The sequence below is a fragment of the Helcobacillus massiliensis genome, assembly GCF_014191425.1.
GTDB classification, from domain to species: Bacteria; Actinomycetota; Actinomycetes; order Actinomycetales; family Dermabacteraceae; genus Helcobacillus; species Helcobacillus massiliensis.
In genome coordinates, this window is the sequence record NZ_JACHWP010000001.1 from 992,226 (window position 1) to 1,018,345 (window position 26,120).

The window sequence follows — 26,120 nt, forward strand, 5'->3', positions numbered from 1 at the left end:
TCAGGAGGCGGCTGTCTGACGCGCTCAGCCCGGCGCACCCTCGGGCCAGCGGGCTCAGGCGCGGCGGCGCTCGAGCACCTCATCCAGTGTAAGGCCCTCGGCGATGGTCATTCCGGCGGCGGCCTCCGCATCCGCGGTCTCGGCTTCGACCGCTTCGATCTCCTCGAGGCGTGCGTACTCGAGCGGGGCGGTGGCGGAGGACAGGGTGCCGTAGCGGTAGGTCTGGGACTGCTCACGAGCATCGGTGCCGATGATCTCGCGCAGGAACAGTTCGTGTCGCTCTGCGGGACCCATCACGGCGCTGCGAGCCGGCTGCGCGGTCTCAGCCTGTGCGGCGGTCGCAGTGGAACCGGCTCCGCTGCCGGCATCGTCGGCTTCCGCGGCGGCCGCCTGGCCGAGGGGTGCCGACTCCTGGACGCGTGCCGGACGCACTGCGCGGCGCTGGCGGCGCGTTCGGGTCAGGCGCAGCGCAGTCGCGAACATGACGGCGAGCCATGCGACGCCCGCTGCGAGCCACCAGCTGGTGAGCCCGGCGATGGCGGTTCCGGTGAGCGCCAGTGCTCCGACCAGCAGGACCAGCAGGATCGCGGTCAGCAGCCGGTGACGGTTCTCCACGGGCGCGATGACCTCGGCGCCGAGATCACGGCCTGCGCCCTGAACCTCGAAGCGCGGGCGGTCGATCGGAGTGCTGGGACGGAGCAGCTGGGAGCGGTGAGCCATGGGGGAAGCCTTTGCTGATCGTTGCCGGGCCCGCACGCCGCCAGTGAGGTCGCGTGCGGTGTGGGTGAACCTCTCCTGGTTCATCTCCTGCGCCTGACCGAGCAGTTCTCGGCGACGGGAGATGCGCGGCACAGCGTACCCCAGCCACATGAGCAGCAGGAGGACGAGGAGCACCGCACCAAGATTGAATTCGTTCACTGTTCCAGGGTAATGACAGCGATGTCATTTCCCGGTCAGACACGCGCGGCCTCCCCATGGAATCCGCTCACGGATTCAGCGGACGGTGCTCCTCCGCGGTCACGGCGAGCAGCAGGTGGTCGCGCCAGGCGCCGTTGACGTGCATCGACCCGGTCAGCAGGCCCTCACGGCGCAGCCCGACCTTGTGCGCCACCCGCAGGGATGCGGTGTTGGAGGGCTGGATCTGGGCGGTGACGCGGTGCAGGGCGAGGTCTTCGAAGCAGTAGTCCAGGGCGAGGCGCAGTGCCCGCGTCATCACTCCGCACCCGGCGGCGCTCTCCTCGATCCAATAGCCGATGGGGGCGGTGCTGACCGCGCCCCACATCATGGGGCCGATCATGACCAGGCCGGTCAGGCGCCCTTCCACCTCAACAGCGAGGGTTGCGGTGGAGCCGAGCCGGTCGCTGCGGCGCAGGGAGCGGAACACTGCGGCGGAGGAGGCGGGGGCATCAGCCGACGGATCCACGGCCTCCCAGGGGCGGAGCCATTCCCAGTTCTGGTCCCGCAGACGGATGAATGCTCGACGGTCGCGGCGGCGCAGGGGCCGAAGCTCGACCCGCGGTTCGTGCCGCGGCGCGCCTGCGTCGGCCGGGGACTGGGCGGCAGGTCCGCCCGGTTCTCTCATGGTCACCCCTTGATCTTCGTGCCAGGATGGCGACATGAGCAACATCGACGACCTCACCGCCCGCAAGAAGGCGCTGCGCAAAGAGATCCTCGCCGCCCGCCGCTCCGCCTATTCGACACCGGAGGGCGCGCAGCGGCACCGTGATGAGTCCGAAGCGCTCGTCGCCCACCTGGAGGGCTTCATCGACTCCCATCTGGGTGACCTCGAGCGCCCCCTCGTGGTTGCGGGCTACAGCGCGCTGCCGACGGAGGCGAATCCCATGGCGCTGCTGCGCACCCTCGCAACCGGCGGTTCGACCGTCCTGCTGCCGGTGTACCACGGCGATGTGCTGACCTGGAGGGAGTGGGACGGCGTCAGCGAACTGGAGGCATCAGAAGGGGCGAAGTTCGGAACGGAACCGACCGGTGAGGACCACGGTGTGGAGGGCCTCGCCACGGCGGATCTGATCATCACGCCGGCGGTGGCGGTCGACCGTTCGGGCACCCGCATCGGCCACGGCAAGGGCTACTACGACCGCGCTCTTCAGCACCGGTCCACGGAGTCGTTCGTGGTGACTGCGGTGAACCCGTCGGAGCTTCTGCCGGCGGGAACGCTGCCGCGCGACGAGCACGACTACCCGATCCGGTTCGCTGCAACAGCGGACGGCATCGCGGTACTCACCGACGACGCCTGACTCCCCGTTACCTTGTGAGCACCCCGATGGACGGGGTCTGGTCGCTCGGCCGGGTATGGCTTTGTTGCCCTGCCATTGATGGTCCGGGGGGTGTTGCCGCCCGGTCGAGAGACACGCGTTGACCGCTGATAGGGACACGGCCCAGCTCTGTCTGAGGTCTCTTCGTAACGTGGGTGCCGGCATCGGGTGTCGAGACTGCGGCCAGCAGTGATGAGGAGGACAGCGTCATGAACACAGGGTTCGCGGTCGTGATCGGCCTGGACGTCGGGAAGACAGCTCACCACGCGTGCGCACTCGACCCGGAGGGGAACAAGCTGTTCGACAAGCCCCTCCCGCAGGACGAGACCAAACTTCGCGAGCTGTTCACCCAGCTGCAGAACCACGGCGAAGTGCTGCTGGTCGTCGATCAGCCGAACACCATCGGAGCGTTGCCGATCGCGGTGGCCCGGGATACCGGCTGCACAGTCGCCTACCTTCCCGGATTGGCGATGCGGAAGGCCGCGGACCTCTATCCGGGCAGGTCAAAGACCGATGCGCGCGACGCGTTCATCATCGCCGACACGGCCCGCACCATGCCTCACACCCTCCGGCAGGTCGATCGCGACAGCGAGGTCCTCTCCGCACTGAAGGTCCTTGCCGGCTTCGACGAGGACCTCGCCCACGAGACCACAAGGGCGCTGAACCGGATCCGGTCCCTGCTCACCCAGATCCACCCCGCGCTCGAGCGCGTCTTCGCAGGCGGGAAGCTTTCCACTGGGCTCGTGCTGGACCTGCTGGAGAAGTTTGGCGGACCCACCGGCCTCCGAAGTGCCGGCCGAAGGAAGGTGCTGCGGTTCGCCCGCGCGCATTCACGCCGCGACCCCGAGACGCTGGTCGAGCAGATCTTCACAGCCCTTAGCGAGCAGACCGTCATCGTGCCCGCCACCGCAGCGGTTGAGCTGGTGATCCCCCGAGTCGCTGGCCAGGTTAAAGAGCTGAAAGAACAGCGCGCGACCGTGGCCCACGAAGTGGAGGGCATGCTGGAGGACTTCCCTCTCGCCTCGGTCTTGATGAGCATGCCGGGGATCGGCATCAAGACCGCCGCCCAGATCCTCCTCGCGATCGGTGATGGCTCCGCGTTTGAGTCCGCCAGCCACCTCGCGGCCTATGCCGGGATCGCGCCGGTCACCCGCAGATCAGGCACCTCGATCCGCGGAGAGTTCCCCGCCCGGTCAGGGAACAAACGCCTGAAGAACGCCCTGTTCTACTCCGCCTGGGTCGCCTCCAACCACGACCCCATCTCCAAGGCCTACTACGATCGCAAACGCGCCGAAGGCAAACGGCACAACGCCGCCGTGATCTGCCTAGCCCGCCGCCGCTGCAACGTCATCTACGCCATGCTCCGCGACGGCACCTACTACCAGCCACCGACAACCGCCCCTACCCCCGAGCCGACCGCTCTCGCGGCTTGACTCGAAACATAGGGACACCCCCCCAGTGCACCGGGGCGGCGGAGCGGCCACGGGCTGCCCACACCTCCAGTCATCCCCAGTCCCTGCGGGCCCCTCGTGGCGCATCGAGGCCCCTTCGTAGCATCAGCGCATGCTGTTCTCACGTGTGACCGATCGCCTGCCCGCTGCACGTCGGAGTCTGCGCCGACATCGACGCATCCTCCTCCTGCTCCTGGTCACGGCGATCCTCGCCCAGGGGGTGCAGGCGGCGGCGCGCAGCCTCAGCCCCGGCACAGCGCATGCCGCTGAGGCGGGGGCATCGGGCGGGACAGGGCATGGGGACGAATCGGGATCCGATGCACGCTCAGCACCCGGGACGGACGGGTCGCACAGACCCGCTGAGGGCCGGGCGGTGATCGCCGTGCAGCTGCGCGATGACGCCCTGCTGACACTCCTCACACCCGGCACCGCGATCACCCTCGTGTGTCCGGGCGGCCCCGAACCGACAGCGCCCGCCATTGAGGCTCGAGTGCATTCCGCGGGTGCAGCACTGCCGGAAGAAACGGAGATCACAGCCGGATCAATAAGTCCGCGCACTCCCGCAGTACTGGTCGACATCCCCGCAGATGCGGCGTCGTCCGCGGCGCAGTGCGCGGATAGAGGTACTGCAACAATCGCGGTGATCGGGTAGGTTCTCTTCCTGAAGATCGGCCCACTGCGGTCGTTCCGTCCCCTCCTCGAACGGAACACTCATGAAGGGCTTCCGCGACTTCATCATGCAGGGCAACGTCATCGACCTGGCCGTCGGCGTCGTCATCGGCTCTGCTTTCACCGCTCTCGTCGGCGCATTCGTCACCTACGTGATCACCCCGATCCTCTCCGTGTTCAACACCGGCGGCATCGCCGGCTTCGGTCCGCGCATCATTCGGGACAACCCGGCGACTCAGATCAACATCGGCATGCTGCTGTCCGCGGTGATCACGTTCCTCATCACCGCCGCCGTGGTGTACTTCGTGTTCGTCGCCCCGATGGCGAAGGCTCGCCAGATGGCCCGCGTCCGCAAGGGCCTGCCGGCCGTCGAGGAGGACCCGGTCGCTGAGGACATCGCTCTGCTCACCGAGATCCGCGACCTGCTCGCCGGCGACCAGCGCCACCCGCAGACCGGCACCCCGCGCGTCAACGAGTGATCGCATCCGGTCGATTCGGTCAGCGTTCGCGAGCCTGAGCCGCGACCGCCCCCACCGCACACGAAGCGGGATCCTCTTCTGGAGGGTCCCGCTTCGTCGCTGTCCGCGCCGGTACAGTGGCCGTCGTGACCTCCTCCCCCGCCGACTCCCACCGCACGAGAGAACCAGTGGCATCGTTGCCGCGACGCGACCTGTTCCGCCTCATCGCCGACTGGTTCGATGAGCATCGTCGCGATCTTCCATGGCGGCGCCCGTCGGTCTCCCCGTGGGGCGTGCTCGTCAGCGAAGTGATGAGCCAGCAGACCCCGGTGGGCCGCGTCGCCCCTGCATGGGTGGAGTGGATGGAGACCTGGCCCACCCCCGCCGACCTCGCCACCGCCGATCCGGCGGATGTTCTGCGGGCATGGGGCTCGCTCGGCTACCCGCGCCGAGCGCTGCGCCTGCAGGAGTGCGCGCAGGCGATCACAGATCGGCACAACGGCCGTGTCCCCGGCGACCCGGAGCTCCTGCGCGCCCTGCCCGGCATCGGAGAGTACACCGCCGCTGCAGTCGCGTCCTTCGCATTCGGTCAGCGGATCCGCGTGCTCGACACGAACATCCGGCGCGTGATCGGGCGCGTCATCTCCGGTGAGTTCGACCAGCGGCCGTCGTCGACTGCGGCGGAGCGCTCCCTCGCGGATTCGCTGCTGCCGGCGAGCGCGGGCGACAGTGTCATCTGGAACGAAGGCATCATGGAGCTCGGCGCGCTGATCTGCACCGCCCGGTCCCCACGCTGCGACGACTGCCCGCTCGCTGCGCACTGCACCTGGAACGTCGAGGGCCGACGGGTTCCCGAGGTGCGCCGCTCCCCCGTGCAGAAGTTCGCCGGCACGGACCGTCAGCTGCGCGGCCGCGTTATGAAGCACCTGCGCCAGGCGACGGGTGCGGCCGCTTCGGAAGCGGATCTGCAACGAGCCGCTGCGACGGATGACGCCCGCTTTGCGCGCATCCTGCAGTCACTGCTCACTGATCGTCTCGTCCACCGGGTGCCGACGGGCTCCGCCGGTGACGCAGCGATCGCGCTCGGACCGCCGCCGCGAGCCGTTCGATGATCAGCGACAGCACCACCGCCACCGCCAGCGAGACGATCACCCCGATCAGCCGGTGGCTGGTGAACCACTGCCCTGCGATCGCCCCGACCGCGGCGCCGTAGGTCGCCCAGCAGAACGTTGCCACGAGGGACCGGCTGAGGAACCTGCGGTGCTCGTAGCCGAGTGCGCCGGCGGAGAGGTTGACGGCTGTGCGGCCGAACGGGATGTAGCGGGCGGTCATGATCCACAGGAACCCGTGGCTCTCCAGCCCCGCTTCAGCAGCCTCCATTCCGGCCTGCATCTTCGGGCGCTGAAGGAACCGCAGGCGGTGCAGCGGCACCCGTCGGCCGATGAGGAACGTGAGGTTGTCTCCGAGGAACGCGCCGACCCAGGCTGCCGGGACGAGCAGCCACAGAGTGGGCGTGCCGCCCGAGGACCACAGGGAGGCGAGGGTGACGAGCACGGATTCGCTGGGCACCGTGGGGAAGAACGCGTCCACGAACGCGCACGCGAACATCACCAGGTGGATCCACCAGGCGTCGGCGACGCCGGCGATCCACACCTCCAGCTGATGCATCCAGGCGGTCATGGGCGGTGCTCTCCGGTCACGGATCGACAGCGCCCCGCCCGGCGGAACCGGACGGGGCGCCTGCGCTGTCAGGTCAGCTGTTCTCGCTGAGGCTCTCGACGGTCACCTCGGTGTCCAGTTCGGTCACCGTGCCGTCCTTGCCCCGGCGGGAGAACACGAATTCGCCGAGCGGTCCCTCACCGCGCGCATCGATGAGGATCTCGTCGCCGGCGTGGACACGACCGAACAGGATGTGCTCGGAGAGGGTGTCCTCGATGTCGCGCTGGATGGTGCGGCGCAGCGGCCGGGCACCGAGGACCGGGTCGTACCCCTTCTCGGCGAGCAGCTGCTTGGCGGGCTCGGTGAGCTCCACCGTCATGTCGCGCTCTTCGAGGCGGTCGTCGAGCCTGTGGATCATGAGGTCCACGATCTGCTTGATCTCCTCGAGGCCGAGCTGCGGGAACACCACGATGTCGTCCACGCGGTTGAGGAACTCGGGGCGGAAGTGCTGCTTGAGCTCCTCGTGCACCTTGCCCTTCATCCGCTCGTAGTCGGTGGAGAGGTCACCGCCGGCCTGGAAGCCGATGGAGACGCCCTTGGCGATGTCCTTCGTGCCCAGGTTGGTGGTCATGATGATGACGGTGTTCTTGAAGTCCACCATGCGGCCCTGCGAGTCGGTCAGACGGCCGTCCTCGAGGATCTGCAGCAGCGAGTTGAAGATGTCGGCGTGGGCCTTCTCCACCTCGTCGAACAGGACCACGCTGAACGGCTTGCGGCGCACCTTCTCGGTGAGCTGACCGCCCTCGTCGTAGCCGACGTATCCCGGCGGGGAGCCGAACAGACGCGAGGAGGTGTGCTTCTCCCCGAACTCGGACATGTCGAGCTGGATGAGCGCTTCCTCATCACCGAACAGGAACTCGGCCAGAGCCTTCGCCAGCTCGGTCTTGCCGACACCCGTGGGGCCGGCGAAGATGAACGAACCACCGGGGCGCTTGGGGTCCTTGAGGCCGGCGCGGGTGCGGCGGATCGACTGCGACAGGGCCCGCACGGCCTCGTTCTGGCCGATGACGCGCTTGTGCAGTTCGTCCTCCATGCGCAGCAGGCGCGTGGACTCCTCCTCGTTCAGCTTCATGATTGGGATGCCGGTGGAGGCGGCGAGCACCTCTGCGATGACGTCCTCGGTCACCACGGAGACGGTGTCGTTCTCGCCTTCGCGCCAGGCCTTCTCCTTCTCCTTGCGCTCCTCGGTGAGGCGCTGCTCCTCATCGCGGAGGCTGGCGGCCTTCTCGAAGTCCTGGGAGTCGATCGCCGCTTCCTTCGCCTTGCGGGACTCCTCGATCTTCGATTCGTAGGCCTTCAGCTCCGGCGGCACGGTGAGGCGGCGGATGCGCAGGCGCGCGCCGGCCTCATCGATCAGGTCGATCGCCTTGTCCGGCAGGAAGCGGTCGTTGATGTACCGGGCGGCAAGGTTCGCCGCGGAGACGAGGGCGTCATCGGTGATGGTCACCTTGTGGTGCGCCTCGTAGCGGTCGCGCAGACCCTTGAGGATCTCCACGGTGTGGGCGATCGACGGCTCGTCCACCTGGATCGGCTGGAAGCGGCGCTCCAGCGCGGCGTCCTTCTCGATGTGCTTGCGGTACTCCTCGATGGTGGTGGCGCCGATGGTCTGCAGTTCGCCGCGCGCCAGCATCGGCTTGAGGATGTTGGCGGCGTCGATCGCGCCTTCGGCGGCGCCGGCACCGACGAGGGTGTGGATCTCGTCGATGAACAGGATGATGTCGCCGCGGGTGCGGATCTCCTTCAGCACCTTCTTCAGGCGCTCCTCGAAGTCGCCGCGGTAGCGGGAGCCGGCCACGAGGGACCCGAGGTCGAGGGTGTACAGCTGCTTGTCCTTGAGCGTCTCGGGCACGTCGCCGCGGACGATGGCCTGGGCGAGGCCCTCCACAACGGCGCTCTTGCCGACGCCCGGCTCGCCGATGAGGACCGGGTTGTTCTTCGTGCGGCGGCTGAGCACCTGCATGACGCGCTCGGCCTCCTTGTCGCGGCCGATCACCGGGTCGAGCTGGTTGTCGCGCGCAGCCTGCGTGAGGTTGCGGCCGAACTGATCGAGCACGAGCGAACCGGAGGGCTGGCCCTCCTGCTGGCCGCCGCCGGCGTTGACGGTCTCCTTGCCCTGGTAGCCGGACAGGCGCTGGATGACCTCCTGGCGCACTGCCGACGGCTCCGCACCCAGGCGGGTCAGGACCTTGACGGCGACGCCGTCGCCCTCGCGCAGCAGGCCGAGCAGGATGTGCTCGGTGCCGATGTAGCCGTGCCCGAGCTGCAGCGCTTCGCGCAGCGACAGCTCCAGCACCTTCTTCGCGCGCGGAGTGAAGGGGATGTGCCCGGTCGGTGCCTGCGAGCCCTCGGTGATGATCTCGCGGACCTGCTCGCGCACGCCCTCCAGGGTGACGCCGAGCGCCTCCAGGGCCTTGGCGCCGACGCCCTCGGCCTCGTGGATCAGACCGAGAAGGATGTGCTCGGTGCCGATGTAGTTGTGGTTGAGCAGCCGGGCCTCATCCTGGGCGAGGACGATGACGCGACGGGCACGGTCGGTGAAACGTTCGAACATGCTTCTCCTCAGTCTGGTCGTCAGATGGTACGAGCCTATGCGGGATGCCCCTGGGAACGCGCTCCTGTTCGCCACAGGGTGAAACGGTTCGGGACCGGCTCACCTGCCTGCGGCGGACGCAATCGGTCGATAGGATCGGGGACGGACACGCGATCTTGTGAAGGGAAGTCTGATGCCGACTCGGTCGTCGAGAACAGTGAACGCGAGCACAGCTGATGCGGTGCTGATCGGCGGCGGAATCGCCAGCGCCACCCTGGCGGCGCTGCTGACCGAACTGGAACCCGACTGGCGGATCGTGGTGCTGGAGAAGCTGCCGAAGGTGGGCCAGGAGGCATCGGATGGCTGGAACAACGCCGGCACCGGCCACTCCGCTCTGTGCGAACTGAACTACACTCCGCAGGACGTCGACGGGTCCGTCAGTCCGAAGAAGGCCATCAGCATCAACGAGCAGTTCCAGCTGTCGCGGCAGTTCTGGTCGCACCTGGTGGAGACCGGCAGCATCGCCGATCCGTCCGCGTTCATCCACTCGGTTCCGCACATCAGCTTCGTGCGCGGCCTGGAGAACGCCGACTACCTGCGCCGTCGCCACGAGGCCCTCTCCCAGAACCCCCTGTTCCGCGACATGGAGTACACCACCAGTCACGCGGAACTGTCCGAGTGGGCGCCGCTGATCACCCGGGGGCGCCCGGAGACCGAATCGATCGCCGCGACCCGTTCGCTGGACGGCACCGACGTCAACTTCGGCGAGCTCACCCGCATCCTCTTCGATGCCGCGTCGAAGCAGGGCACCGAGGTGCGCACGGGCCGCACCGTCACCTCTCTGCGCCGCATGGGCCGCGACTGGGGTGTGATGTCCCGTGGCACGGACGGCGATGTCTCTGTGGTGCGTGCTCCGTTCGTGTTCGTCGGCGCCGGCGGCAATGCCCTGCCGCTGATGCAGGACGCCGGGATCGATGAGATCCGCGGGTTCGGCGGCTTCCCGATCTCCGGTGAATGGCTGCGCTGCACGAACCCGGACATCGTCGCCGACCACAGCGCCAAGGTGTACGGCAAGGCCGCCGTCGGCGCCCCGCCGATGAGCGTGCCGCACCTGGACACCCGGTACATCAACGGCCGCCGCGAGCTGATGTTCGGCCCCTACGCCGGCTGGTCGCCGAAGTTCCTCAAGACCGGGTCCAACACGGACCTGCTGCGGTCGGTGAAGCCCTCGAACATCGGCCAGATGCTGGCCGTCGCCCCGCCGAACCTCGACCTGATGACGTACCTGGTGAGCGAGCTGACCAAGACCTTCAAACAGCGCGTCGCCTCCCTCCAGGAGTTCATGCCGAGCGCCAACGCGGACGACTGGGAGCTGATCACCGCCGGTCAGCGCGTCCAGGTGATCGCCCCCGACAAGGACCGGCTCGGCGTGCTGCAGTTCGGCACCCAGCTGATCACCACCGCTGACGGCTCCATGGGCGGCATGCTCGGCGCATCCCCCGGCGCGTCCACCTCGGTGGAGATCATGCTGCGCATGCTCGAAGCCGTGTTCCCGCAGCGCTCCAGCACCTGGGAGCCGAAGGTCCGCGCCATGGTGCCGAGCTGGCGGAAGCCGCTGAGCCAGGACCCGTCGGCCGCGACGGCCTCCCTGGACCGCACCGCCGAGGTCCTCGGCCTCAACCGGTGACCCCCACGCCGACCCCCGCGGCGCCCAGCGTCCGCACCCCCGTCGAGGAGGATCGATGAGAATCGCACTGATGGCCACCTGCCTGGCGGACGTGATGGCCCCCGATGTGGCCCGCTCCACCGTCGAGCTGCTGGAGCGGCTCGGCCACGAGGTCGTGTTCGACAAGCGGCAGACCTGCTGCGGACAGATGCACACCAACACCGGCTACTTCCGCGAGGCCGCGCCCGTGGTCCGGCAGTTCGTGGACGTGTTCGAACCGCAGCTGGAGGACGTGGACGCGGTCGTGATGCCGTCGGGCTCCTGCGCCGGCGCCGTCCGCGACCAGCACGCCCTGGTGGCCCGCCGCGCCCGTGATGCCGACCTCGAGGAGCGCGCCGGCCGCGTCAGCGCGAAGACATACGAACTGTCCGAACTGCTCGTGGACGTGCTGAAGGTGACCGACGTGGGCGCGTACTTCCCTCACACCGTCACCTACCACCCCACCTGCCATTCGATGCGCTTCCTGAAGGTCGGTCCGCGCCCCCTGCGACTGCTGCGCGCCGTCGAGGGCATCACCGTGGTGAACCTGCCGGAGTCCGACACCTGCTGCGGCTTCGGCGGCACCTTCTCGGTGAAGAACGCGGAGACGTCCAACGCGATGGTCACCGACAAAGCGAACAACGTGGTGAAGTCCGGCGCCGACTTCGTGGTCGCCGGTGACGCCTCCTGCCTGATGAACATCGGCGGCAAGCTCGCCCGGCAGGGGCAGCGGCCACGGCCGATCCACCTGGCGCAGATCCTCAACAGCACGAAGGAGAACCCGTTCGTGCCGTCGTCGACTCTTCTGGGGAGGGCCTCATGACCACCGTGAACCTCGGAATGCCCCGGGTGCGCCCACCGTACGCCTCCGCCTCGTCGGCGCTGATGGGGGCCGACGGGTTCCGCGACGCCGCGAAGGGCGAACTGCAGGACGATCAGCTGCGCGCCAACCTCGCGCACGCCGCCGGAGGCATCCGCACCAAGCGCGCCAAGGCAGTGCGCGAACTGCGGGACTTCCAGCAGCTGCGCAGCGCCGGCAGTGCCCTGAAATGGCACGTCACCGACCACCTCCCGGAGCTGCTGGAGCAGTTCGAGGAGGCGTTCACCGCCGCCGGCGGCACGGTCCACTGGGCGCGCGACGCCGACGAGGCGAACCGCATCGTCACCTCCCTCGTCCGCGACGCGGGCAGTGAGAAGGTGCTGAAGGTGAAGTCGATGGCCACGCAGGAGATCCGCCTGAACGAGGCCCTCGCCGATGCCGGCATCACCGCCGTGGAGACGGACCTCGCCGAACTGATCGTGCAGCTCGCCGGGGACACGCCCAGCCACATCGTCGTGCCGGCGATCCACCGCAACCGTCGGCAGATCCAGCAGCTGTTCCGCGACCATCTCCCGGGCGCGCCCGCTGATCTCGGCGACGACCCGCAGGAGCTGACCGCGGCGGCGCGCCGTTTCCTGCGCGAACAGTTCCTGCAGATGGACACCGCCATCTGCGGCGCGAACTTCGCGGTCGCGGAGACCGGCACCCTGAGCATTGTCGAGTCCGAGGGCAACGGCCGCATGTGCCTGACCCTGCCGTCCACGCTGATCGCGGTGATGGGCATAGAGAAGCTCATCCCCACCTTCCAGGACCTCGAAGTGTTCCTGCAGCTCCTGCCGCGGTCCTCCACCGGTGAGCGGATGAACCCGTACACCACGATGTTCACCGGCACGCAGGCGGCCGACGGGCCCGAGAATCTGCACATCGTACTGCTGGACAACGGCCGCTCCGCGGTCCTGTCCGACCCGCACGGGCGGTCCGCTCTGCACTGCATCCGATGCTCCGCCTGCCTGAACGCCTGCCCCGTGTACGAACGCGCCGGCGGACACGCCTACGGCTCCACCTACCCCGGCCCCATCGGCGCGATCCTCTCACCCCAGATGACCGGGATGGAGGGCGAGGACAATCCGAACGCCACCCTGCCGTACGCATCCTCGCTCTGCGGCGCCTGCTACGACGTGTGCCCCGTGAAGATCAACATTCCTGAGATCCTCGTGCACCTGCGCTCCCGGGATGTCGACGAGCGCGCCGAGGCCGGCGCCAAGCGCAACCAGTGGGATGCGGCGATGGCCGGGGCGTCGAAGCTGATGAGCAGCCCCGGCACCTACGACGCCGTGGTCCGCGCCTCCGCCCTCATCGGCCGCGCGAAGCCCCGCGGCAACTTCTCGAACCTGCCGCTGCCGATGATCGGTGACTGGACGCAGTTCCGCGACCTGCCCGTTCCCCGCGAGTCGTTCCGGTCCTGGTATACGAAGAGGGAGAAGGCTCGGCGCAGCGCCGACGCCTCGAACAAGGAGCAGAAGTGAGCGACGCGAAGACCGAGATCCTGCAGCGCCTGCGCACCGCTCTGGACCAGCCCCGACCGAATCCGATCACCGCGCTCGAGGACGTCCCCCGCGACTACCAGGGCCCCGACGCGAAGGCGGAGACCACCACCGGCATCGACAAGGTCCTCGCCGCACTGACGAAGACCCTCACCGAGTACGGGGCGGGCGTGCAGATGGTGGAGGAGGCCGATGTCACCGACACCATCGCCGAGCTGCTCGATGAGGGCGCCGTCGCCGTGCACGCCCCTGACCTGCCGGAGGCGTGGCTGCCGTCCGCGCAGGCGCAGCTGGTGGCGGACCACGGCTCGTTGGACGCCCGCTCCCTCGATGATGTGGACGCCGTCATCACCGGCTGCCACACCGCCATCGCCATGACCGGCACTCTTGCGCTGAAGGACGACGGCATCGGCGGCCGCCGCATCATCTCCCTCATCCCGGATCATCACATCGTCGTGGTCCGGCCCGAGGACACGGTCGTGGGTGTGCCGGCGTGCGTGCAGCGGATGCGTGAGGATGACCCGTCGGCCGCGTGGACCTGGATCTCCGGCCCCAGCGCCACCAGCGACATCGAACTGGAGCGCGTGGACGGCGTGCACGGACCGCGCCGTCTCGACGTGGTGCTGATCGCCCCGCCCGCGCAGGGCGACCAGGACGCCTCATGACCGGCACTGCTTCCACCCCGTTCACCGGTGAGCTGATCGACCTGGCCGCCGGTGACTACCGCGCCCGCATCGCCGCCGTCGGCGCCGCCGTCCAGTCGCTCACCCTCGCCGGCCGCGACCTCATCCTCCCAGCCCCGGTGGATGCTCCCAACGCGGAGTACCGCGGAGCGCTGGTGGCGCCCTGGCCGAACCGGCTGGCCGACGGGGACTACACGTGGCACGGCGCCGACCACCACGTGCCCGTCACCGAAGCATCCACCCGCACCGCCCTGCACGGCCTGACCTGCTTCACCGCCTTCACCGTACGGGAGCGAGCGGCGGATCGAGCAGCGCTTCACCTGGACCTGGTGCCGAGCCCCGGCTACCCGTTCCCGCTCAGCATCGACGTCGAGCACATCCTCCACGAGGAGCAGGGTCTGACCACCCGCGTAACGGCGCACCACATCGACGTCTCCCTCGGGGGCGGCGCACCTGCCCCCTACGGGGTGTGCCCCCACCCGTACCTCGTCGCCGGAACAGATGATGCCGCCTGCTGGTCCCTGAACCTGCCGGCGCGCCGCGTGCTCGCTGTGGATGACCGCAAGCTGCCCGCCGATCTCCTGCCCGCTTCGGCGCTGCTCGGCGCCGAAGCGGCGGACGGCGCCCTGGCGCTCGCCGACGCTGCCCTCGACCATGCGTTCACGGACCTCACCGGGGGCCGGGTTGCGGTCCACTCCCCTGCCGGCACCGGCGCGGCGATCGCCTTCGATCACTCGCGCCTGCCCTGGGTGCAGGTGTACACCTCCGGCACCGCCGTGGCGGTGGAACCGATGACGTGCCCGCCGAACGCGTTCGCGACCGGCACCGACGTGATCGCGATCGATGCGGGAGACACTGTCCTGCACGAATGGACCATCGACGGCTGGTGATGCGGCGGGCCGACGGCACTCGCCGCCGTCGCCGACGTCAGATCAGCTGCCGTTGGCCTCGTGGTAGGCCTCGCGGATGTCAGCGGCGATGCGGCCGCGGTCGGACACGCGGTAGCCGTTCTCGCGGGCCCACTCGCGGATCTTCGCGGTCTCCTTCGCGGTGGTCGGTGCACCGGAGGACCGGCGTGCACGCCCGCCGACGCGACGCGCCGACGCGATCCACAGTCCGAATTCGCGGTGGAGCTTGTCCACGTTCTCCTCGGACAGATCGATTTCGTAGTTCACACCCTGAAGCGAGAAGTTGATGGTGTCCACTGCCTTGGAGCCGTCGATGTCATCGATGAGCTCCACAATCGTCTTACGTGCCACAGTCGTCATTCCTTTGCGCAGGGGATCGTCTAACGCCCCCAGGCTATTCCCTCACCTAGTGAATATCAAGAATAGAGGTGAACAATTCGCTGAATGAATGGCGATCTATTCGGATGCGGTCTATTCTCGCCCTTCAGGCGCCGGGCTCTGAGACGGCGAATCGGGTGAACCGTGATGGAGCTCCCATTCGCGTTCCGCTTCCCGCTCCGCGGCGCGCTGACCGCGGTCCGCGCGGACGATCGACCGCAGCACGAACCAGAACAGCAGGCCCACACCGATCGACGGCACCAGGGCCCCGAGCTCGAACCAGATGTCCATCGTCACTTCACCAGCGGGAACAGGATCGTCTCACGCACACCCAGGCCGGTGAGCGCCATCAGCAGTCGGTCCATGCCCATGCCCATGCCGCCGGTGGGCGGCAGCGCGTACTCCATCGCCTCGAGGAAGTCCTCGTCCAGGCGCATCGCCTCATCGTCGCCCTGAGCCGCCAGGCGGGCCTGCTGCTCGAAGCGCTCACGCTGCACCACCGGGTCGATCAGCTCGGAGTAGGCGGTGGCGAGCTCGAAGCCGCGCACATACAGGTCCCACTTCTCCACCACGCCGTCCTTCGAGCGGTGCGCACGAGTCAGGGGCGAGGTCTCCGTCGGGAAGTCCATCACGAAGGTCGGCTCATACAGGTCGTCCTCGGCGAGGTGCTCGAACAGCTCCTCCACCAGTTTGCCGTGGCCGTACTTCGGGTGGTCGAGATCCAGGTCGAGCTCGCGGGCGATCGCGCGCAGCTCATCGACAGTCGTGGACGGGGTGATGTCCCGACCCAGCTTTTCGCTGACCGTTTCGTACATGCCGATGCGCTTCCATTCACCACCGAAGTCGTATTCGGTGCCATCGGCCAGGGTGACGGTGGTGGAGCCGAAAGCGTCCAGAGCGGCCTGCTGCACGAGATTCTGCGTCAGGTCCGCCATCGTGTTGTAGTCGGCATAGGCCTGGTAGGCCTCGAGCATGGAGAATTCCGGGGCGTGAGTGGAATCGGCGCCCTCATTGCGGAAGTTGCGGTTGATCTCGAAGACCTTCTCCATTCCGCCGACGGCTGCGCGCTTGAGGAACAGTTCGGGTGCGATCCGCAGGAACAGTTCCATGTCGTAGGCATTCATATGCGTCACGAATGGACGGGCGGCGGCGCCCGATGGAACGGCCTGCAGCATGGGGGTCTCCACCTCCATGTAGCCGCGGTTGTGGAAGTTGTTGCGCAGCGACCACATGACATCGGCGCGCAGCTTCGCGGTGGCCCGAGCCTGCTCGCGGACGATCAGGTCCACGTAGCGGCGGCGCACCCGCGACTCCTCGGAGAGGTCGGCGAACAGCACCGGTAGGGGCCGCATCGCCTTGGCGGCCATGGTCCATTCGGTGGCGAACACGGACAGCTCGCCGCGACGGGACTTCCCGATCGGGCCTTCGAAGAACACGTGGTCGCCGAGGTCCACATCGGCCTTGTACTGGGCGAAGCGCTCCTGACCCACCTTCGCGAGGGACAGCATCACCTGCAGGCGTTCGCCGGAACCGGCCTGGATGGTGGCGAAGCACAGCTTGCCGGTGTTGCGCTGGAAGACGACTCGGCCGGCGACGGCGACGACCGTGTCGGTCTCCTCGCCGTCCTCGAGGTCGGCGTACGTCGCCCGCACGTCCTCGATGGTGTCCTTGACCGGCACGGAGACGGGGTACGCCTCCTCCCCGCGGTCCAGGAGTCGCTGCCGCTTGGCGCGGCGCACACTGATCTGGTCGTTGGTGCTCTCTGCTTCTGCCTGGGGGGCGTTCTGGTCAGTCGTCATGGGGTCATTGTCTCAGCTTCCCCGAGCGGACCCATGCAGGGGTGAGCGACGCGGCACGGTGAGTGTGCGCACCTTCACCCGCCGCGCACCGAGTGGTCAGGTGCCGACGGTGATCTCAGCGTTGTCGAGCAGGCGCACGCCCTGCACCCGCGCCGCGACGATCACGACCGCGTCCCCGGTGAAGGACGAGTCGATCGGCTCGAAGGTGGCGGGGTCGACCGCTTCGGCGTAGTCCCACTGGACGTCAGTGCTGCTGGTGGCGCGCGCCTGTTCGAGAGCGTGCAACAGCTCGGGGGCCGGCATCCGTCGGCCGCTCAGATCCTTCAGCAGGCCGGACAGAGCCAGCGCGTGCCAGCGTCCGTCCTCGTCGAGGTAGGCGTTGCGGGAGGAGCGGGCGAGGCCGGAGCCCTCCCGGGAGATGGGGGCGGGGATGATGTCGACGGGAACGTTGAAGTCCCGGACGAGGCGGCGGATGACGGCGAGCTGCTGCGCGTCCTTCTGCCCGAACACGGCGATGTCGGGCCGGATGATGGTGAACAGCTTCAGCACCACGGTGGCGACGCCGTTGAAGTGCCCCGGGCGCATGGCGCCTTCGAAGACGGTGCCGATGCGTCCCACGTCCACCTGGAACGGCTCCTCGGCGGGGTACATCTCCTCGGCGCTGGGGGCGAAGAGGTAGTCGGCGAGGCCGTCGACCTTCGCGAGGTCGCCGTCGAGGTCGCGGGGGTAGCGGTCGTAGTCCTCGTTCGGACCGAACTGCAGGGGATTGACGAAGTCGGAGACGATGAGGACGTCGGACTGCTCGCGGGCGCGGCGCATCAGGGTGAGGTGCCCGTCGTGCAGGGAGCCCATGGTGGGCACGAGGCCCACCCGGCCGGTGAGGGAGGCGCGGATGTCGCGCATCTCGGCGATGGTGGTGATCAGGCGGGTCACTCGGGGTCCTCCGTGGTGTCTGTTCCCGTGGCGGGGTCGGTGTCGGCGAGCAGCCGGGCGATGGTGCGCTTCTTCGGCTCGTCAAGGTCGGTGAGGGCGAGCGCGCCGGCGGCGAGGGCCCGGTAAGTGCGGTCCACCTCCGGGCGGCGCATCTCTCGGATGGCGTCGAGGTGCTCGCCGACGGTGCCGGCGTCTCCGCGCATGACGGGCCCGGTGAGGGCGGCGGGGCCGGTGCGGAGGGTCTCATCGAGTGCGGCGTGCAGCAGCGGGGAGACGAGACGGGCGGGGTCCTCCACCCCGAGCTCGTCCAGGATGGACAGCACCTGGTTGACCAGGACGACGAGGTGGTTGGAGCCGTGGGCGAGGGCCATGTGGTAGGCACCGCGGTCCGCTTCACCGATCTCCACGGGTTCGCCCTCCATCTCGACGACGAGCGCTTTGGCGATCGGCAGGAACATGGGGGCGGCGGTAACGGCCCAGGGGCAGCCGATGAGGCGCTTGAGGTCGAGGGACATCCCGGTGAACGTCATCGCGGGGTGAAGGGCCAGCGTGATCGCGCCCTTCTCCTGCAGGGGCTTCAGCACCTCGATGCCGTAGCGGCCGGAAGTGTGGGCGATGATCTGACCGCCGGGAACGACCCCGGCGGTCGCGAGTCCTTCGGCGAGGTCGGCGAGGGCGTCGTCGGGCACCGCGAGGACCACCAGTTCGCTTCGTTCCAGGATGGTGGGCGCATCGAGGATGGGGATGCCGGGCAGCAGGTCGTCGGCGCGCTGCCGGGAGGCGTCGCTGACGGCGGCGACCCCGGTGATGGCGTGACCGGCGGCGCGCAGCGCGGAGCCGACGACGGCGCCGACCCGACCGGCGCTGATGATGCCGACGCCCATGCGGTGTCCTGGTGTGCTCACGCCTCCACGGTAGCGCGCGCACCGGACCGGCGGGGACGCGCCCACTGCTCGCGGTGAGCGAGACGACGCCTCGTCGCCGCATCGTTGTGCAGGACGGGCAGGAGCCGCAGGGCGTCAGCGGTCGGCAGGGTGAGCACCTCGGAGTCGTCGGCAGTGGTGACCCTGAGCGGCAGGAGCCCGATGCGGCGGTCGATGGGGCCCTCGAGGGCTTCGACCGTCTGGATCCGGTCCCGGGGGATGATGCGGATCCGCTTGACGAGGGTTCCGCTGCGCACCAGCACAGCATGGGGCGTCAGCATGACGCTGGTGAACCGGCGTCCGAGCGGGAACAGCCAATGGTCGGGGCGGATGCCGGGCAGCTCGGCGGCTGGGACGCGCAGCATGCGGGTGAGCATGGCGACGTCGTCCTCGGCGGAGGTCTCGGCAGCAGCATCCGCAGCGACATCCTCCGGGCCGGGGCCGCCTGCGCCCCATGCTTCAGGGGGAATGGGGAGGCCGACGGGTGCCAGCATGTGGTCGATGCTGCGCACCAGTTCATCGCCGGTGCCGACGGGAAGGATCGCGCCGTTCTCGTCGTCGTCCTCCGCTCCGGCGGTGGCCACATCCATCTGCACCCAGGCGGGGTCCCGCCACAGGAGGGGCTGGCGCAGGGTGGCGGTCTGGATCCGGTCAGCGGAGAGGTTGTCGGAGCGGGTGGTGAACAGGCCGCGCCGGGCGCGCAGGCCGGCGTCGGTGGAGCGGGAGGTGAAGCCCCAGCCCTTTTCGATGCGGTCGAGGATCAGCTTCGGTCCGGCGATGACCGCGGTGAGAACCGGGATCAGCGCGCGCATGCTGAATCCGTCGAGGACCATCGCCGTGATGGGGCCGATGGCGACCAGCACGGTGAGAATCGGCACGAACCACATGAACGGGTCGCGCATCAGTGCGTGCAGGAGCCGCTGGGTGGGGATCTGCGCGAGCAGGGTGCCGGTGGTGACGCCGTCGAGCAGGGTGCCGCGGATCCGGTCCGCGGTGCTGGCCTGCTCCTGTTCCTCGGGATCGGTGCCCGGCAGCTCCGGCACCGACTCGGCATCGGCGTCGTCGGAGGACGAAGCCGCGATCTGCAGGATCCGTCGGCGCACCTCCTCCGCGCGGGCGGAGGAGAGGTAGGTGAGGTCCAGGTGGGAATCGCCGCCGCCGACGAGCTCCACCCGCACCTTCGCCAGACCCAGCAGGCGCGGAACCAGCGGCCGGTGGATGGAGACGGAGTCGATGCGTCCGCGGGGCGCGGTGCGGCGCGTGGTGGTGATGAACCGGGACCGCAGGAAGACCCCGTCGGGCACCACAGCGTAGGCGGTGAGGCGCCACCTGATGAACGACCCGGCGACGAACAGCAGAACGACGCCCGCGAGGATGCCGAGGGCGATCAGCAGGCGGGTGAGGGTGAACTCGTCGATCAGCTCGCTGATGTTCTGTGCGGTGAGGATCGCGATGGCGCCGGCCACCACCTGCCAGCCCGTCAGCAGCGGGGTGAGCGGGTGCAGGCGCTGGAACTCGGTGTCCGGCGGGTCCTGGCGCTGCTCGGCGAGCTGCTCCGGAGTGTCCGGGGCGGTCTCCTCGGCCATCACAGCGCCGCCATCTGCTCGGCGGCTTCGCGCAGGATCACCGCGCGCAGATGCTCGGACTGCGCCTTCTCCAGGCCGGGGATGGTGATGTCGCTTCCGGCGGTCTTCACCGTGATGGTGGACAGGCCGTAGCGGCGCTCGATGGGTCCCTCGTCGATCTCGATGTCCTGCACGCGTCCGAACGGCACCGCCTCGATGCTGCGGAACATGATGCCGGTGCGCAGCAGAACGTCGTGCTCGCGGACCGCGTAGGCGATGGCGCGGGTGCGTCGACCGAGCAGCAGAACGGACTGCGCCACCAGCAGGTAGAGCGGAAGCGCGAACAGGTGGGTCCACCAGGGCCACTCGAGCCAGGCGCACAGGACGTTCCAGCCTGCGGCGAGCCCGAGGAAGATCAGCCACCGGATGAGGCCGGAGACGCGGCGGGCGGCGAGGAGCTTCGGGGACACGGGCGTGAGGGTGTGGTCCTCGCCCGGGAGGGGGATCGCGGAGCGGGTCATGCGGCCATCATGTCACCGCTGACGGGGGCTCCCCTCCTCCGATGGTCGAAGAGAGTGCCGACGTGCGTCGCTCAGGCCGGTGGGGCGTCCGAGACGGTGGGTGAGGGCCCCTCTGTCTCGGCATCGCCCTCCTCCGGCGGCAGCTTGCCCCACCGTTCAGCGATGAATCCGACGATCGCGAGGACGGCGGCGCTGAGAGCGGCGAACCCAGTGGGCAGCAGCGCCCCGGTGAGGGTGCCCGTTCCGTTGATCAGCAGGAACACCAGTTCTCCTCCGAAGAATCCGGCGACGAGGGACCCGGTGATGATGGCGGCGCGGGCGAACAGCAGAGTGCGGAACGCGGTCACCATGTCGAGTTCGTGGCGGCGCGGCGCTGCGGTGTGCTCGCGTCGGCGCTCCTCGCATTCCACCATGTAGCGCCGCACCCGCAGCGCGAAGGTGAGGAGGACACCGGCGAGGGCGAGCATGGTGAGACCGGACATCCAGCCCGGCAGCGGCAGCGGCTGCCCGGCGGAGCCCAGCAGGTGGCCGAGGCCGAGCCCGAGAGCGGCGGCGATCAGCAGCAACCAGATCGCCGTGGTGACCGGGGTGGCTCGCACGCGCTCAGCCGTCCTCGGTCGGCGCTGGGGCGCTGTGCGCGGGCCCACCGGCGGGGGCCGACGGGTACCCGACCACCTCGATCCCGGGACGGATGCCGTCCCGGTCCTGGGCATCGGCGAGCAGATCCGGCACTCCGCGGCTGCGGCCCGGCAGGGTGATGGGTGTGCCGAGGCGCTCCTCGAGGTCAGCGAGGGGATGCAGCACGAATGCTCGCTCGTGGGCGCGGGGGTGCGGGAGGGTCAGTGCCGGGTCGTTCAGCTGGAGCTCACCCCAGGTGATGACGTCGACGTCCAGGGTGCGCGGTCCCCAGCGGACGATGCGCCGGCGCTGCGCGACCTGTTCGATGTGCTGGGCGAGGTCGAGCAGCTGCCATGGGCTGAGGGTGGTGTCCACGGCGATGGCGGCGTTGAGGAAGCTGTCCTGCTCCACCCCGCCGACGGGGTCCGTCTCGATTGTGGCGGACGCGGCCACCAGGTCGATGCCGTGGGCCCGTTCCAGCTCCTGCAGCGCCAGCTGCAGGTAGGCCGCGCGGTCCCCCATGTTGGAGCCGACGGCGAGGATCGCCCGCACCGGTGGGGCGTCCCGCTGGATCTGCACGAACACGGTGTCGAAGCGCATGTCGATCGGCGCGGTCGGTTTGCTGATCCGCACCATGCAGGAGCGCACCATCGGGTGCTCTGCATGGATCCGCTCGGCGATGCGCGCCGCCAGTGTTTCGATGAGGTCCACGCTCGGGGAGTCGATGACGTCCTGGATGATCGCGGCGACGTCCGCGTAGGACACGGTGCGGTCCAGCGCGTCATCACGACCGGCGGAGCGGGTGTCCACCGACAGTCGGCAGTCGACGCGGAAGTCGTGGCCGTCGATCTTCTCCTGCTCCAGGACGCCGTGCGGGCCGTGAACGGTGAAGCCGTCCATGCCGATGACGTCCAGGGCCTCCGGCCGCCAGGCCGGCACCCCGTGGGAGAGGATCTGTTCACTGTTCAGCTCAGGCATCGGCGCCTCCGGCGACCTCGGCGGCACGGTGGGCCGACGGGTACTCGCCGTCGGCCAGGTGCGCATTGAACCCGTCGGCCTCCCCCACGCGGCCCTGCAGGGCGCTGACCACGCGGATGCCGGCGGCGGTGGCTGCGACATCGTGCACACGCACCGCCCAGGTGCCGCGGGCGGCGCACAGGGTGGAGATCGCCGCGGTGGCGGCGTCGCGGTCGCCGCCGAGGGCGGTGACGAAGCGCTTGCGGGACACCCCGACCAGCAGCGGCAGGCCCAGCTGCTCCAGAACGGCGAGCTCGCGCAGCAGGTCCCAGTTCTGCCGCCCCTTCTTCGAGAACCCGAATCCGGGGTCGAGGACGAGGGAGCCCTCCTCCACACCGGCGTCGCGGACGCGGTCGATCTGCTCGGAGAGTTCGCGGGCGACATCGCGAGCGACGTCCTCGTAGTCGGTCATGGCGTTCATGACGTCGCTGTGGCCGCGCCAGTGCATGCCGATGAACACCGGCGGGGCGCTGAGAGAGGTGCGCGCTGCGGCCACCACCGGTGCCATCTGCTCATCGGCGAGACCAGCGGAGACGTCGTTGACGATGAGGGCGCCGGCCTTCACGGACTCCTGAGCGACGGATGCGCGCATGGTGTCCACGCTGATCACGATGCCGCGCTCAGCGAGATCGCGGACCACGGGAATCACGCGGCGCAGCTCTTCGTCCTCGGTGACGCGCTCACCGCCGGGGCGGGTGGATTCGCCGCCGATGTCGATGATGTCGGCGCCGTCGGCGATGAGCTTCTCAGCGTGGGCGACCGCGTCACCGCGCTCGTTGTGGGCTCCGCCGTCGGAGAACGAATCCGGCGTCACGTTGAGCACGCCCATGGTGAGGGTGCGCCCGGCGTGCATCATCGCCTCCGGCAGTCCCTGCGGGGACGTCCAGGCGGGCGCCGATGCGGCATCGAGGAAGCCCGGCATCAGCGGCTGACCTGGCTGGTGATCAGCGACATCGCCTCTGCGCGGGTGGCCTCTTTCTTCAGCTGGCCGCGCACGGCGCTGGTGACGGTGGCCGAACGGGGCGAGCGGACGCCGCGCATCGACATGCACATGTGCTCGGCCTCCATCACCACGATCGCCCCGAGGGCGCTGATCTCCGACATGATGGCGTCCGCGATCTGGCTCGTAAGGCGCTCCTGCACCTGCGGGCGCGCCGCGTAGCCCTCGACCACGCGGGCGAGCTTCGACAGGCCCACCACCTTCCCGCTGGGGCCGGGGATGTACCCAACGTTCGCGGTGCCGTGGAACGGCAGCAGGTGGTGTTCGCACATCGAATAGAACGCGATGTCGCGGATGATGACCATCTCGTTGTGCTCAACATCGAACTGTCGCGCCAGGTGCTCCTTCGGGTCCTCGTGGAGGCCGCGGAACACTTCGGCGTACATGCGGGCGACCCGACCCGGGGTGTCCAGGAGTCCGTCGCGCTGGGGGTCCTCACCGACGGCGGCGAGGATCTCCTTCACCGCTGCTTCGATGCGGTCGAGGTCGACCGGCGACTCACCGGGGTTCGGGGTGCTCGGCTCGGTGGTCACGCTCACGCTCCTGGGATCGGGGGCTCGTCGCCGCCGGGCTGCGGCAGCTCGGGTGGGGTGGGGCTCAGCGGTTCGCCGGCGCCCTTGTTCTCGGTGCCGTCGGGCTCGCCGCTGATCTGCCCGGGTGCGCCGCCCACGAGGGGCTCGTGGAACACGGGCCGGGTGGAGGAGGACTGCCAGACCTCGCGCGGCGCGCGCTTCTTCACGTTCGCGAAGATGTCCGCGAGCTGGTGCTCGTCCAGGGTCTCCTTCTCCAGCAGCTCCTCCACGAGGCGGTCGAGGACATCGCGGTTCTCGCGGATGATCTGCCAGGCCTCATCGAGGGCGTTGTCGAGCAGGCGGCGGATCTCGTTGTCGATCAGCTCCGCGGTCTCCGGGGAGTAGCGCGGGCCCTGGCCCTGCTGCATGCCGACGAACACTTCGTCCTGGTCGCTGGCGAGCGCCACCTGGCCCACCACATCGCTCATACCGAGCTGGGTGACCATGGTGCGGGCGATCTTCGTGGCGTTCTGCAGGTCCGAGCTGGGGCCGGTGGTGACGTCGTGGAAGATGCCCTCCTCCACGGCGTACCCGCCCATCGCGTAGGCGAGGCGGTCCAGCAGCTCATTGCGGGACTGGTAGTTGCGGTCCTGGGTGGGGACCACCATCGTGTAGCCGCCGGCGCGGCCGCGCGGCAGGATCGTCACCTTCGTGACGGGGGCGGAGTTGTTCAGCGCCGCCGCCACGAGCGCGTGGCCGCCCTCATGGTAGGCGGTCATCTGGCGCTCGCGCTCCGTCATGACCTTCGAGTACCGCTGCGGACCCATGGAGACGCGGTCGATCGCCTCGTCCAGGGCGCGGTTGTCGATGATCTGGTTGCCGCTGCGGGCGGTCAGCAGCGCCGCCTCGTTGAGGACGTTCGCGAGGTCAGCGCCGGACATGCCGATGGAGCGGCGGGCGATGTTCTCGAAGTCGATGTCATCGGCGAAGGGCTTGCCCTTGGCGTGGACCTGGAGGATCTTCAGGCGGCCCTTAAGGTCGGGCGCCTCCACTGCGATCTGGCGGTCGAAGCGGCCGGGGCGCAGCAGCGCCGGGTCGAGGATGTCCACGCGGTTGGTGGCAGCGATGAGGATGACGTTCTGGTTCTCCTCGAAGCCGTCCATCTCCACGAGCATCTGGTTCAGGGTCTGCTCGCGCTCGTCGTGACCGCCGCCCATGCCGGCGCCGCGGTGGCGACCGACGGCGTCGATCTCATCGATGAAGATGATGGCGGGGGCGTTCTCCTTCGCGGTGGAGAACAGGTCGCGCACGCGCGAGGCGCCGACTCCGACGAACATCTCCACGAAGTCCGAACCGGAGATGGAGTAGAACGGCACGCCCGCCTCACCGGCGACGGCCTTGGCGATGAGAGTCTTACCCGTTCCCGGCGGGCCGTACAGCAGCACGCCCTTGGGGATCTTCGCCCCGACGGCCTGGTAGCGCTCCGGGGAGACGAGGAACTGCTTGATCTCGTCGAGCTCCTCGACCGCCTCCTGGGCACCGGCGACGTCCGCGAAGGTGACCTTCGGGGCCTCCTTGTTGAACAGCTTCGCCTTGGACTTGCCGAACTGCATGGCGCGGCCGCCGCCCTGGGCGTTCATGATGAGGAACCAGAACAGGCCGAGGAACAGCAGCAGCGGCAGGACGGAGAAGGCGAGGGTGGACAGCCAGGACGACCGCGCGATCTCGTCGGTGTAGCCCTTCTTCGGGGCGGCGTCCTCCACGGCCTTGACGACGGCGTCACCGCGGGCGGTGACGTACGGGAACTGGACCTTGGTGCCCTTGTCCTCGAACTCCTCGGTGAGGACGAGGTTCACCTGCTGCTGGTTGCCGTCGATGATCTCGGCCTGCTCGACCTTCTTGGAGTTCAGCAGCTCCAGGCCCTGCTGGGTGTCGATCTTCTGGTACCCGCCGGAGCCGAAAAGGCTGAACAGGAGGAAGGCGAGCACCGCGAGGGCGATGATCGCAACCGCCGCGGATGGGACGCGGGCCTTCTTTTTCTTTGCCATAGATGAAATGCGCTATTCCGATTCGTGGATGATGATGGGGCTACGG

The 26,120-nt window shown here is 68.9% G+C and carries 25 protein-coding genes; 9 read left to right on the forward strand and 16 right to left on the reverse strand.

Annotation, left to right across the window (positions count from 1 at the left end; translation table 11 throughout):
• Positions 1–54: 54 nt before the first annotated feature.
• Positions 55–918, reverse strand: a complete 864-nt coding sequence (locus FHX50_RS04575; protein ID WP_183374850.1) for a hypothetical protein — start codon at positions 916–918, stop codon at positions 55–57.
• A gap of 67 nt (positions 919–985) precedes the next feature.
• Positions 986–1,582, reverse strand: a complete 597-nt coding sequence (locus FHX50_RS04580; RefSeq protein WP_183374852.1) for a GNAT family N-acetyltransferase — start codon at positions 1,580–1,582, stop codon at positions 986–988.
• Between the two features lie 34 nt (positions 1,583–1,616).
• On the opposite strand from FHX50_RS04580, the gene FHX50_RS04585 reads away from it, so the two are divergent.
• The 4 genes from FHX50_RS04585 (at position 1,617) to FHX50_RS04600 (ending at position 5,963) form a co-directional block, all read left to right on the forward strand.
• Complete coding sequence (locus FHX50_RS04585; RefSeq protein ID WP_183374854.1) at positions 1,617–2,255, forward strand: 5-formyltetrahydrofolate cyclo-ligase; 639 nt, start codon at positions 1,617–1,619, stop codon at positions 2,253–2,255.
• Positions 2,256–2,482: 227 nt separating this feature from the next.
• A complete protein-coding gene (locus FHX50_RS04590; RefSeq protein ID WP_183375371.1) occupies positions 2,483–3,706 on the forward strand; it encodes an IS110 family RNA-guided transposase in 1,224 nt (407 codons plus the stop codon).
• A 731-nt stretch (positions 3,707–4,437) separates the two neighbouring features.
• Positions 4,438–4,872: a large conductance mechanosensitive channel protein MscL gene (gene mscL / locus FHX50_RS04595; protein ID WP_183374856.1), complete on the forward strand. Its 435-nt coding sequence runs from the start codon at positions 4,438–4,440 to the stop codon at positions 4,870–4,872.
• Between the two features lie 125 nt (positions 4,873–4,997).
• The gene (locus FHX50_RS04600) at positions 4,998–5,963 is read left to right on the forward strand and encodes an HhH-GPD family protein (protein ID WP_285262188.1); all 966 of its coding nucleotides are present in this window, start codon (positions 4,998–5,000) and stop codon (positions 5,961–5,963) included.
• Here FHX50_RS04600 and FHX50_RS04605 read toward each other — a convergent pair.
• Both FHX50_RS04605 and FHX50_RS04610 read right to left on the reverse strand, forming a co-directional pair.
• Entirely contained in the window at positions 5,875–6,531 is a 657-nt protein-coding gene (locus FHX50_RS04605; protein ID WP_239374273.1) for a DedA family protein, read from the reverse strand. The genes FHX50_RS04600 and FHX50_RS04605 overlap by 89 nt on opposite strands.
• Before the next feature lie 73 nt (positions 6,532–6,604).
• Positions 6,605–9,121 (reverse strand): ATP-dependent Clp protease ATP-binding subunit, encoded by a 2,517-nt coding sequence (locus FHX50_RS04610; protein ID WP_183374857.1) that lies wholly within the window; start codon positions 9,119–9,121, stop codon positions 6,605–6,607.
• Between the two features lie 172 nt (positions 9,122–9,293).
• On the opposite strand from FHX50_RS04610, the gene FHX50_RS04615 reads away from it, so the two are divergent.
• Genes FHX50_RS04615 through FHX50_RS04635 form a run of 5 tightly spaced genes read left to right on the forward strand, consistent with a single transcriptional unit; the run spans position 9,294 to position 14,742 of the window.
• Positions 9,294–10,787: a malate:quinone oxidoreductase gene (locus FHX50_RS04615; protein WP_183374858.1), complete on the forward strand. Its 1,494-nt coding sequence runs from the start codon at positions 9,294–9,296 to the stop codon at positions 10,785–10,787.
• A gap of 55 nt (positions 10,788–10,842) precedes the next feature.
• Positions 10,843–11,628, forward strand: coding sequence for a (Fe-S)-binding protein (locus FHX50_RS04620; RefSeq protein ID WP_183374859.1), 786 nt, complete (start codon positions 10,843–10,845; stop codon positions 11,626–11,628).
• Positions 11,625–13,151, forward strand: coding sequence for a LutB/LldF family L-lactate oxidation iron-sulfur protein (locus tag FHX50_RS04625; protein WP_183374860.1), 1,527 nt, complete (start codon positions 11,625–11,627; stop codon positions 13,149–13,151). The genes FHX50_RS04620 and FHX50_RS04625 overlap by 4 nt, the downstream gene beginning before the upstream one ends.
• On the forward strand, positions 13,148–13,834 hold the full coding sequence (locus FHX50_RS04630; protein ID WP_343064040.1) for a LutC/YkgG family protein: 687 nt from the start codon (positions 13,148–13,150) through the stop codon (positions 13,832–13,834). The genes FHX50_RS04625 and FHX50_RS04630 overlap by 4 nt, the downstream gene beginning before the upstream one ends.
• Positions 13,831–14,742, forward strand: a complete 912-nt coding sequence (locus FHX50_RS04635) for an aldose epimerase family protein (protein ID WP_183374861.1) — start codon at positions 13,831–13,833, stop codon at positions 14,740–14,742. The genes FHX50_RS04630 and FHX50_RS04635 overlap by 4 nt, the downstream gene beginning before the upstream one ends.
• Positions 14,743–14,784: 42 nt before the next feature.
• Here the strand turns inward: FHX50_RS04635 and FHX50_RS04640 are convergent, their stop codons facing one another.
• The 12 genes from FHX50_RS04640 to ftsH form a co-directional block, all read right to left on the reverse strand.
• Positions 14,785–15,111, reverse strand: coding sequence for an Lsr2 dimerization domain-containing protein (locus FHX50_RS04640; protein ID WP_183374862.1), 327 nt, complete (start codon positions 15,109–15,111; stop codon positions 14,785–14,787).
• Positions 15,112–15,231: 120 nt separating this feature from the next.
• Positions 15,232–15,429, reverse strand: coding sequence for a hypothetical protein (locus tag FHX50_RS04645; RefSeq protein ID WP_183374864.1), 198 nt, complete (start codon positions 15,427–15,429; stop codon positions 15,232–15,234).
• A 2-nt stretch (positions 15,430–15,431) separates the two neighbouring features.
• Positions 15,432–16,937, reverse strand: a complete 1,506-nt coding sequence (gene lysS, locus FHX50_RS04650) for a lysine--tRNA ligase (RefSeq protein WP_183374865.1) — start codon at positions 16,935–16,937, stop codon at positions 15,432–15,434.
• Positions 16,938–17,033: 96 nt separating this feature from the next.
• Positions 17,034–17,870 (reverse strand): pantoate--beta-alanine ligase, encoded by an 837-nt coding sequence (gene panC, locus FHX50_RS04655; RefSeq protein WP_343064041.1) that lies wholly within the window; start codon positions 17,868–17,870, stop codon positions 17,034–17,036.
• Positions 17,867–18,754: a Rossmann-like and DUF2520 domain-containing protein gene (locus FHX50_RS04660; RefSeq protein ID WP_183375381.1), complete on the reverse strand. Its 888-nt coding sequence runs from the start codon at positions 18,752–18,754 to the stop codon at positions 17,867–17,869. The genes panC and FHX50_RS04660 overlap by 4 nt, the downstream gene beginning before the upstream one ends.
• Before the next feature lie 17 nt (positions 18,755–18,771).
• Positions 18,772–20,379 carry a PH domain-containing protein gene (locus tag FHX50_RS04665; protein ID WP_183374867.1) on the reverse strand — a complete coding sequence of 536 codons (1,608 nt, stop codon included), beginning with the start codon at positions 20,377–20,379 and terminating at the stop codon, positions 18,772–18,774.
• Positions 20,379–20,879, reverse strand: a complete 501-nt coding sequence (locus tag FHX50_RS04670; protein WP_183374869.1) for a PH domain-containing protein — start codon at positions 20,877–20,879, stop codon at positions 20,379–20,381. The genes FHX50_RS04665 and FHX50_RS04670 overlap by 1 nt, the downstream gene beginning before the upstream one ends.
• 71 nt (positions 20,880–20,950) lie before the next feature.
• Entirely contained in the window at positions 20,951–21,478 is a 528-nt protein-coding gene (locus FHX50_RS04675; RefSeq protein WP_183374871.1) for a DUF3180 domain-containing protein, read from the reverse strand.
• A 4-nt stretch (positions 21,479–21,482) separates the two neighbouring features.
• The gene (gene folK / locus FHX50_RS04680; RefSeq protein WP_183374873.1) at positions 21,483–22,475 is read right to left on the reverse strand and encodes a 2-amino-4-hydroxy-6-hydroxymethyldihydropteridine diphosphokinase; all 993 of its coding nucleotides are present in this window, start codon (positions 22,473–22,475) and stop codon (positions 21,483–21,485) included.
• Positions 22,468–23,436 carry a dihydropteroate synthase gene (gene folP / locus FHX50_RS04685; RefSeq protein WP_221187100.1) on the reverse strand — a complete coding sequence of 323 codons (969 nt, stop codon included), beginning with the start codon at positions 23,434–23,436 and terminating at the stop codon, positions 22,468–22,470. Before folP ends, folK begins: the two co-directional genes overlap by 8 nt.
• Positions 23,436–24,047, reverse strand: coding sequence for a GTP cyclohydrolase I FolE (folE, locus tag FHX50_RS04690; protein WP_239374238.1), 612 nt, complete (start codon positions 24,045–24,047; stop codon positions 23,436–23,438). The genes folP and folE overlap by 1 nt, the downstream gene beginning before the upstream one ends.
• Positions 24,048–24,049: 2 nt before the next feature.
• The gene (ftsH, locus tag FHX50_RS04695; protein WP_183374877.1) at positions 24,050–26,074 is read right to left on the reverse strand and encodes an ATP-dependent zinc metalloprotease FtsH; all 2,025 of its coding nucleotides are present in this window, start codon (positions 26,072–26,074) and stop codon (positions 24,050–24,052) included.
• Positions 26,075–26,120 lie beyond the last annotated feature (46 nt).

Excerpts from the sequence above, each read along its gene's own strand:
- FHX50_RS04670 (WP_183374869.1), bottom strand. The coding sequence starts at position 20,879 with ATGACCCGCTCCGCGATCCCCCTCCCGGGCGAGGACCACACCCTCACG.
- FHX50_RS04635 (WP_183374861.1), top strand. The coding sequence starts at position 13,831 with ATGACCGGCACTGCTTCCACCCCGTTCACCGGTGAGCTGATCGACCTG.
- FHX50_RS04615 (WP_183374858.1), top strand. The coding sequence starts at position 9,294 with ATGCCGACTCGGTCGTCGAGAACAGTGAACGCGAGCACAGCTGATGCG.
- FHX50_RS04665 (WP_183374867.1), bottom strand. The coding sequence starts at position 20,379 with ATGGCCGAGGAGACCGCCCCGGACACTCCGGAGCAGCTCGCCGAGCAG.
- FHX50_RS04580 (WP_183374852.1), bottom strand. The coding sequence starts at position 1,582 with ATGAGAGAACCGGGCGGACCTGCCGCCCAGTCCCCGGCCGACGCAGGC.
- lysS (WP_183374865.1), bottom strand. The coding sequence starts at position 16,937 with ATGACGACTGACCAGAACGCCCCCCAGGCAGAAGCAGAGAGCACCAAC.
- FHX50_RS04585 (WP_183374854.1), top strand. The coding sequence starts at position 1,617 with ATGAGCAACATCGACGACCTCACCGCCCGCAAGAAGGCGCTGCGCAAA.
- FHX50_RS04645 (WP_183374864.1), bottom strand. The coding sequence starts at position 15,429 with ATGGACATCTGGTTCGAGCTCGGGGCCCTGGTGCCGTCGATCGGTGTG.
- FHX50_RS04625 (WP_183374860.1), top strand. The coding sequence starts at position 11,625 with ATGACCACCGTGAACCTCGGAATGCCCCGGGTGCGCCCACCGTACGCC.
- FHX50_RS04605 (WP_239374273.1), bottom strand. The coding sequence starts at position 6,531 with ATGACCGCCTGGATGCATCAGCTGGAGGTGTGGATCGCCGGCGTCGCC.
- FHX50_RS04620 (WP_183374859.1), top strand. The coding sequence starts at position 10,843 with ATGAGAATCGCACTGATGGCCACCTGCCTGGCGGACGTGATGGCCCCC.
- mscL (WP_183374856.1), top strand. The coding sequence starts at position 4,438 with ATGAAGGGCTTCCGCGACTTCATCATGCAGGGCAACGTCATCGACCTG.
- FHX50_RS04610 (WP_183374857.1), bottom strand. The coding sequence starts at position 9,121 with ATGTTCGAACGTTTCACCGACCGTGCCCGTCGCGTCATCGTCCTCGCC.
- folK (WP_183374873.1), bottom strand. The coding sequence starts at position 22,475 with ATGCCTGAGCTGAACAGTGAACAGATCCTCTCCCACGGGGTGCCGGCC.
- folP (WP_221187100.1), bottom strand. The coding sequence starts at position 23,436 with ATGCCGGGCTTCCTCGATGCCGCATCGGCGCCCGCCTGGACGTCCCCG.
- FHX50_RS04660 (WP_183375381.1), bottom strand. The coding sequence starts at position 18,754 with ATGGGCGTCGGCATCATCAGCGCCGGTCGGGTCGGCGCCGTCGTCGGC.
- FHX50_RS04590 (WP_183375371.1), top strand. The coding sequence starts at position 2,483 with ATGAACACAGGGTTCGCGGTCGTGATCGGCCTGGACGTCGGGAAGACA.
- ftsH (WP_183374877.1), bottom strand. The coding sequence starts at position 26,074 with ATGGCAAAGAAAAAGAAGGCCCGCGTCCCATCCGCGGCGGTTGCGATC.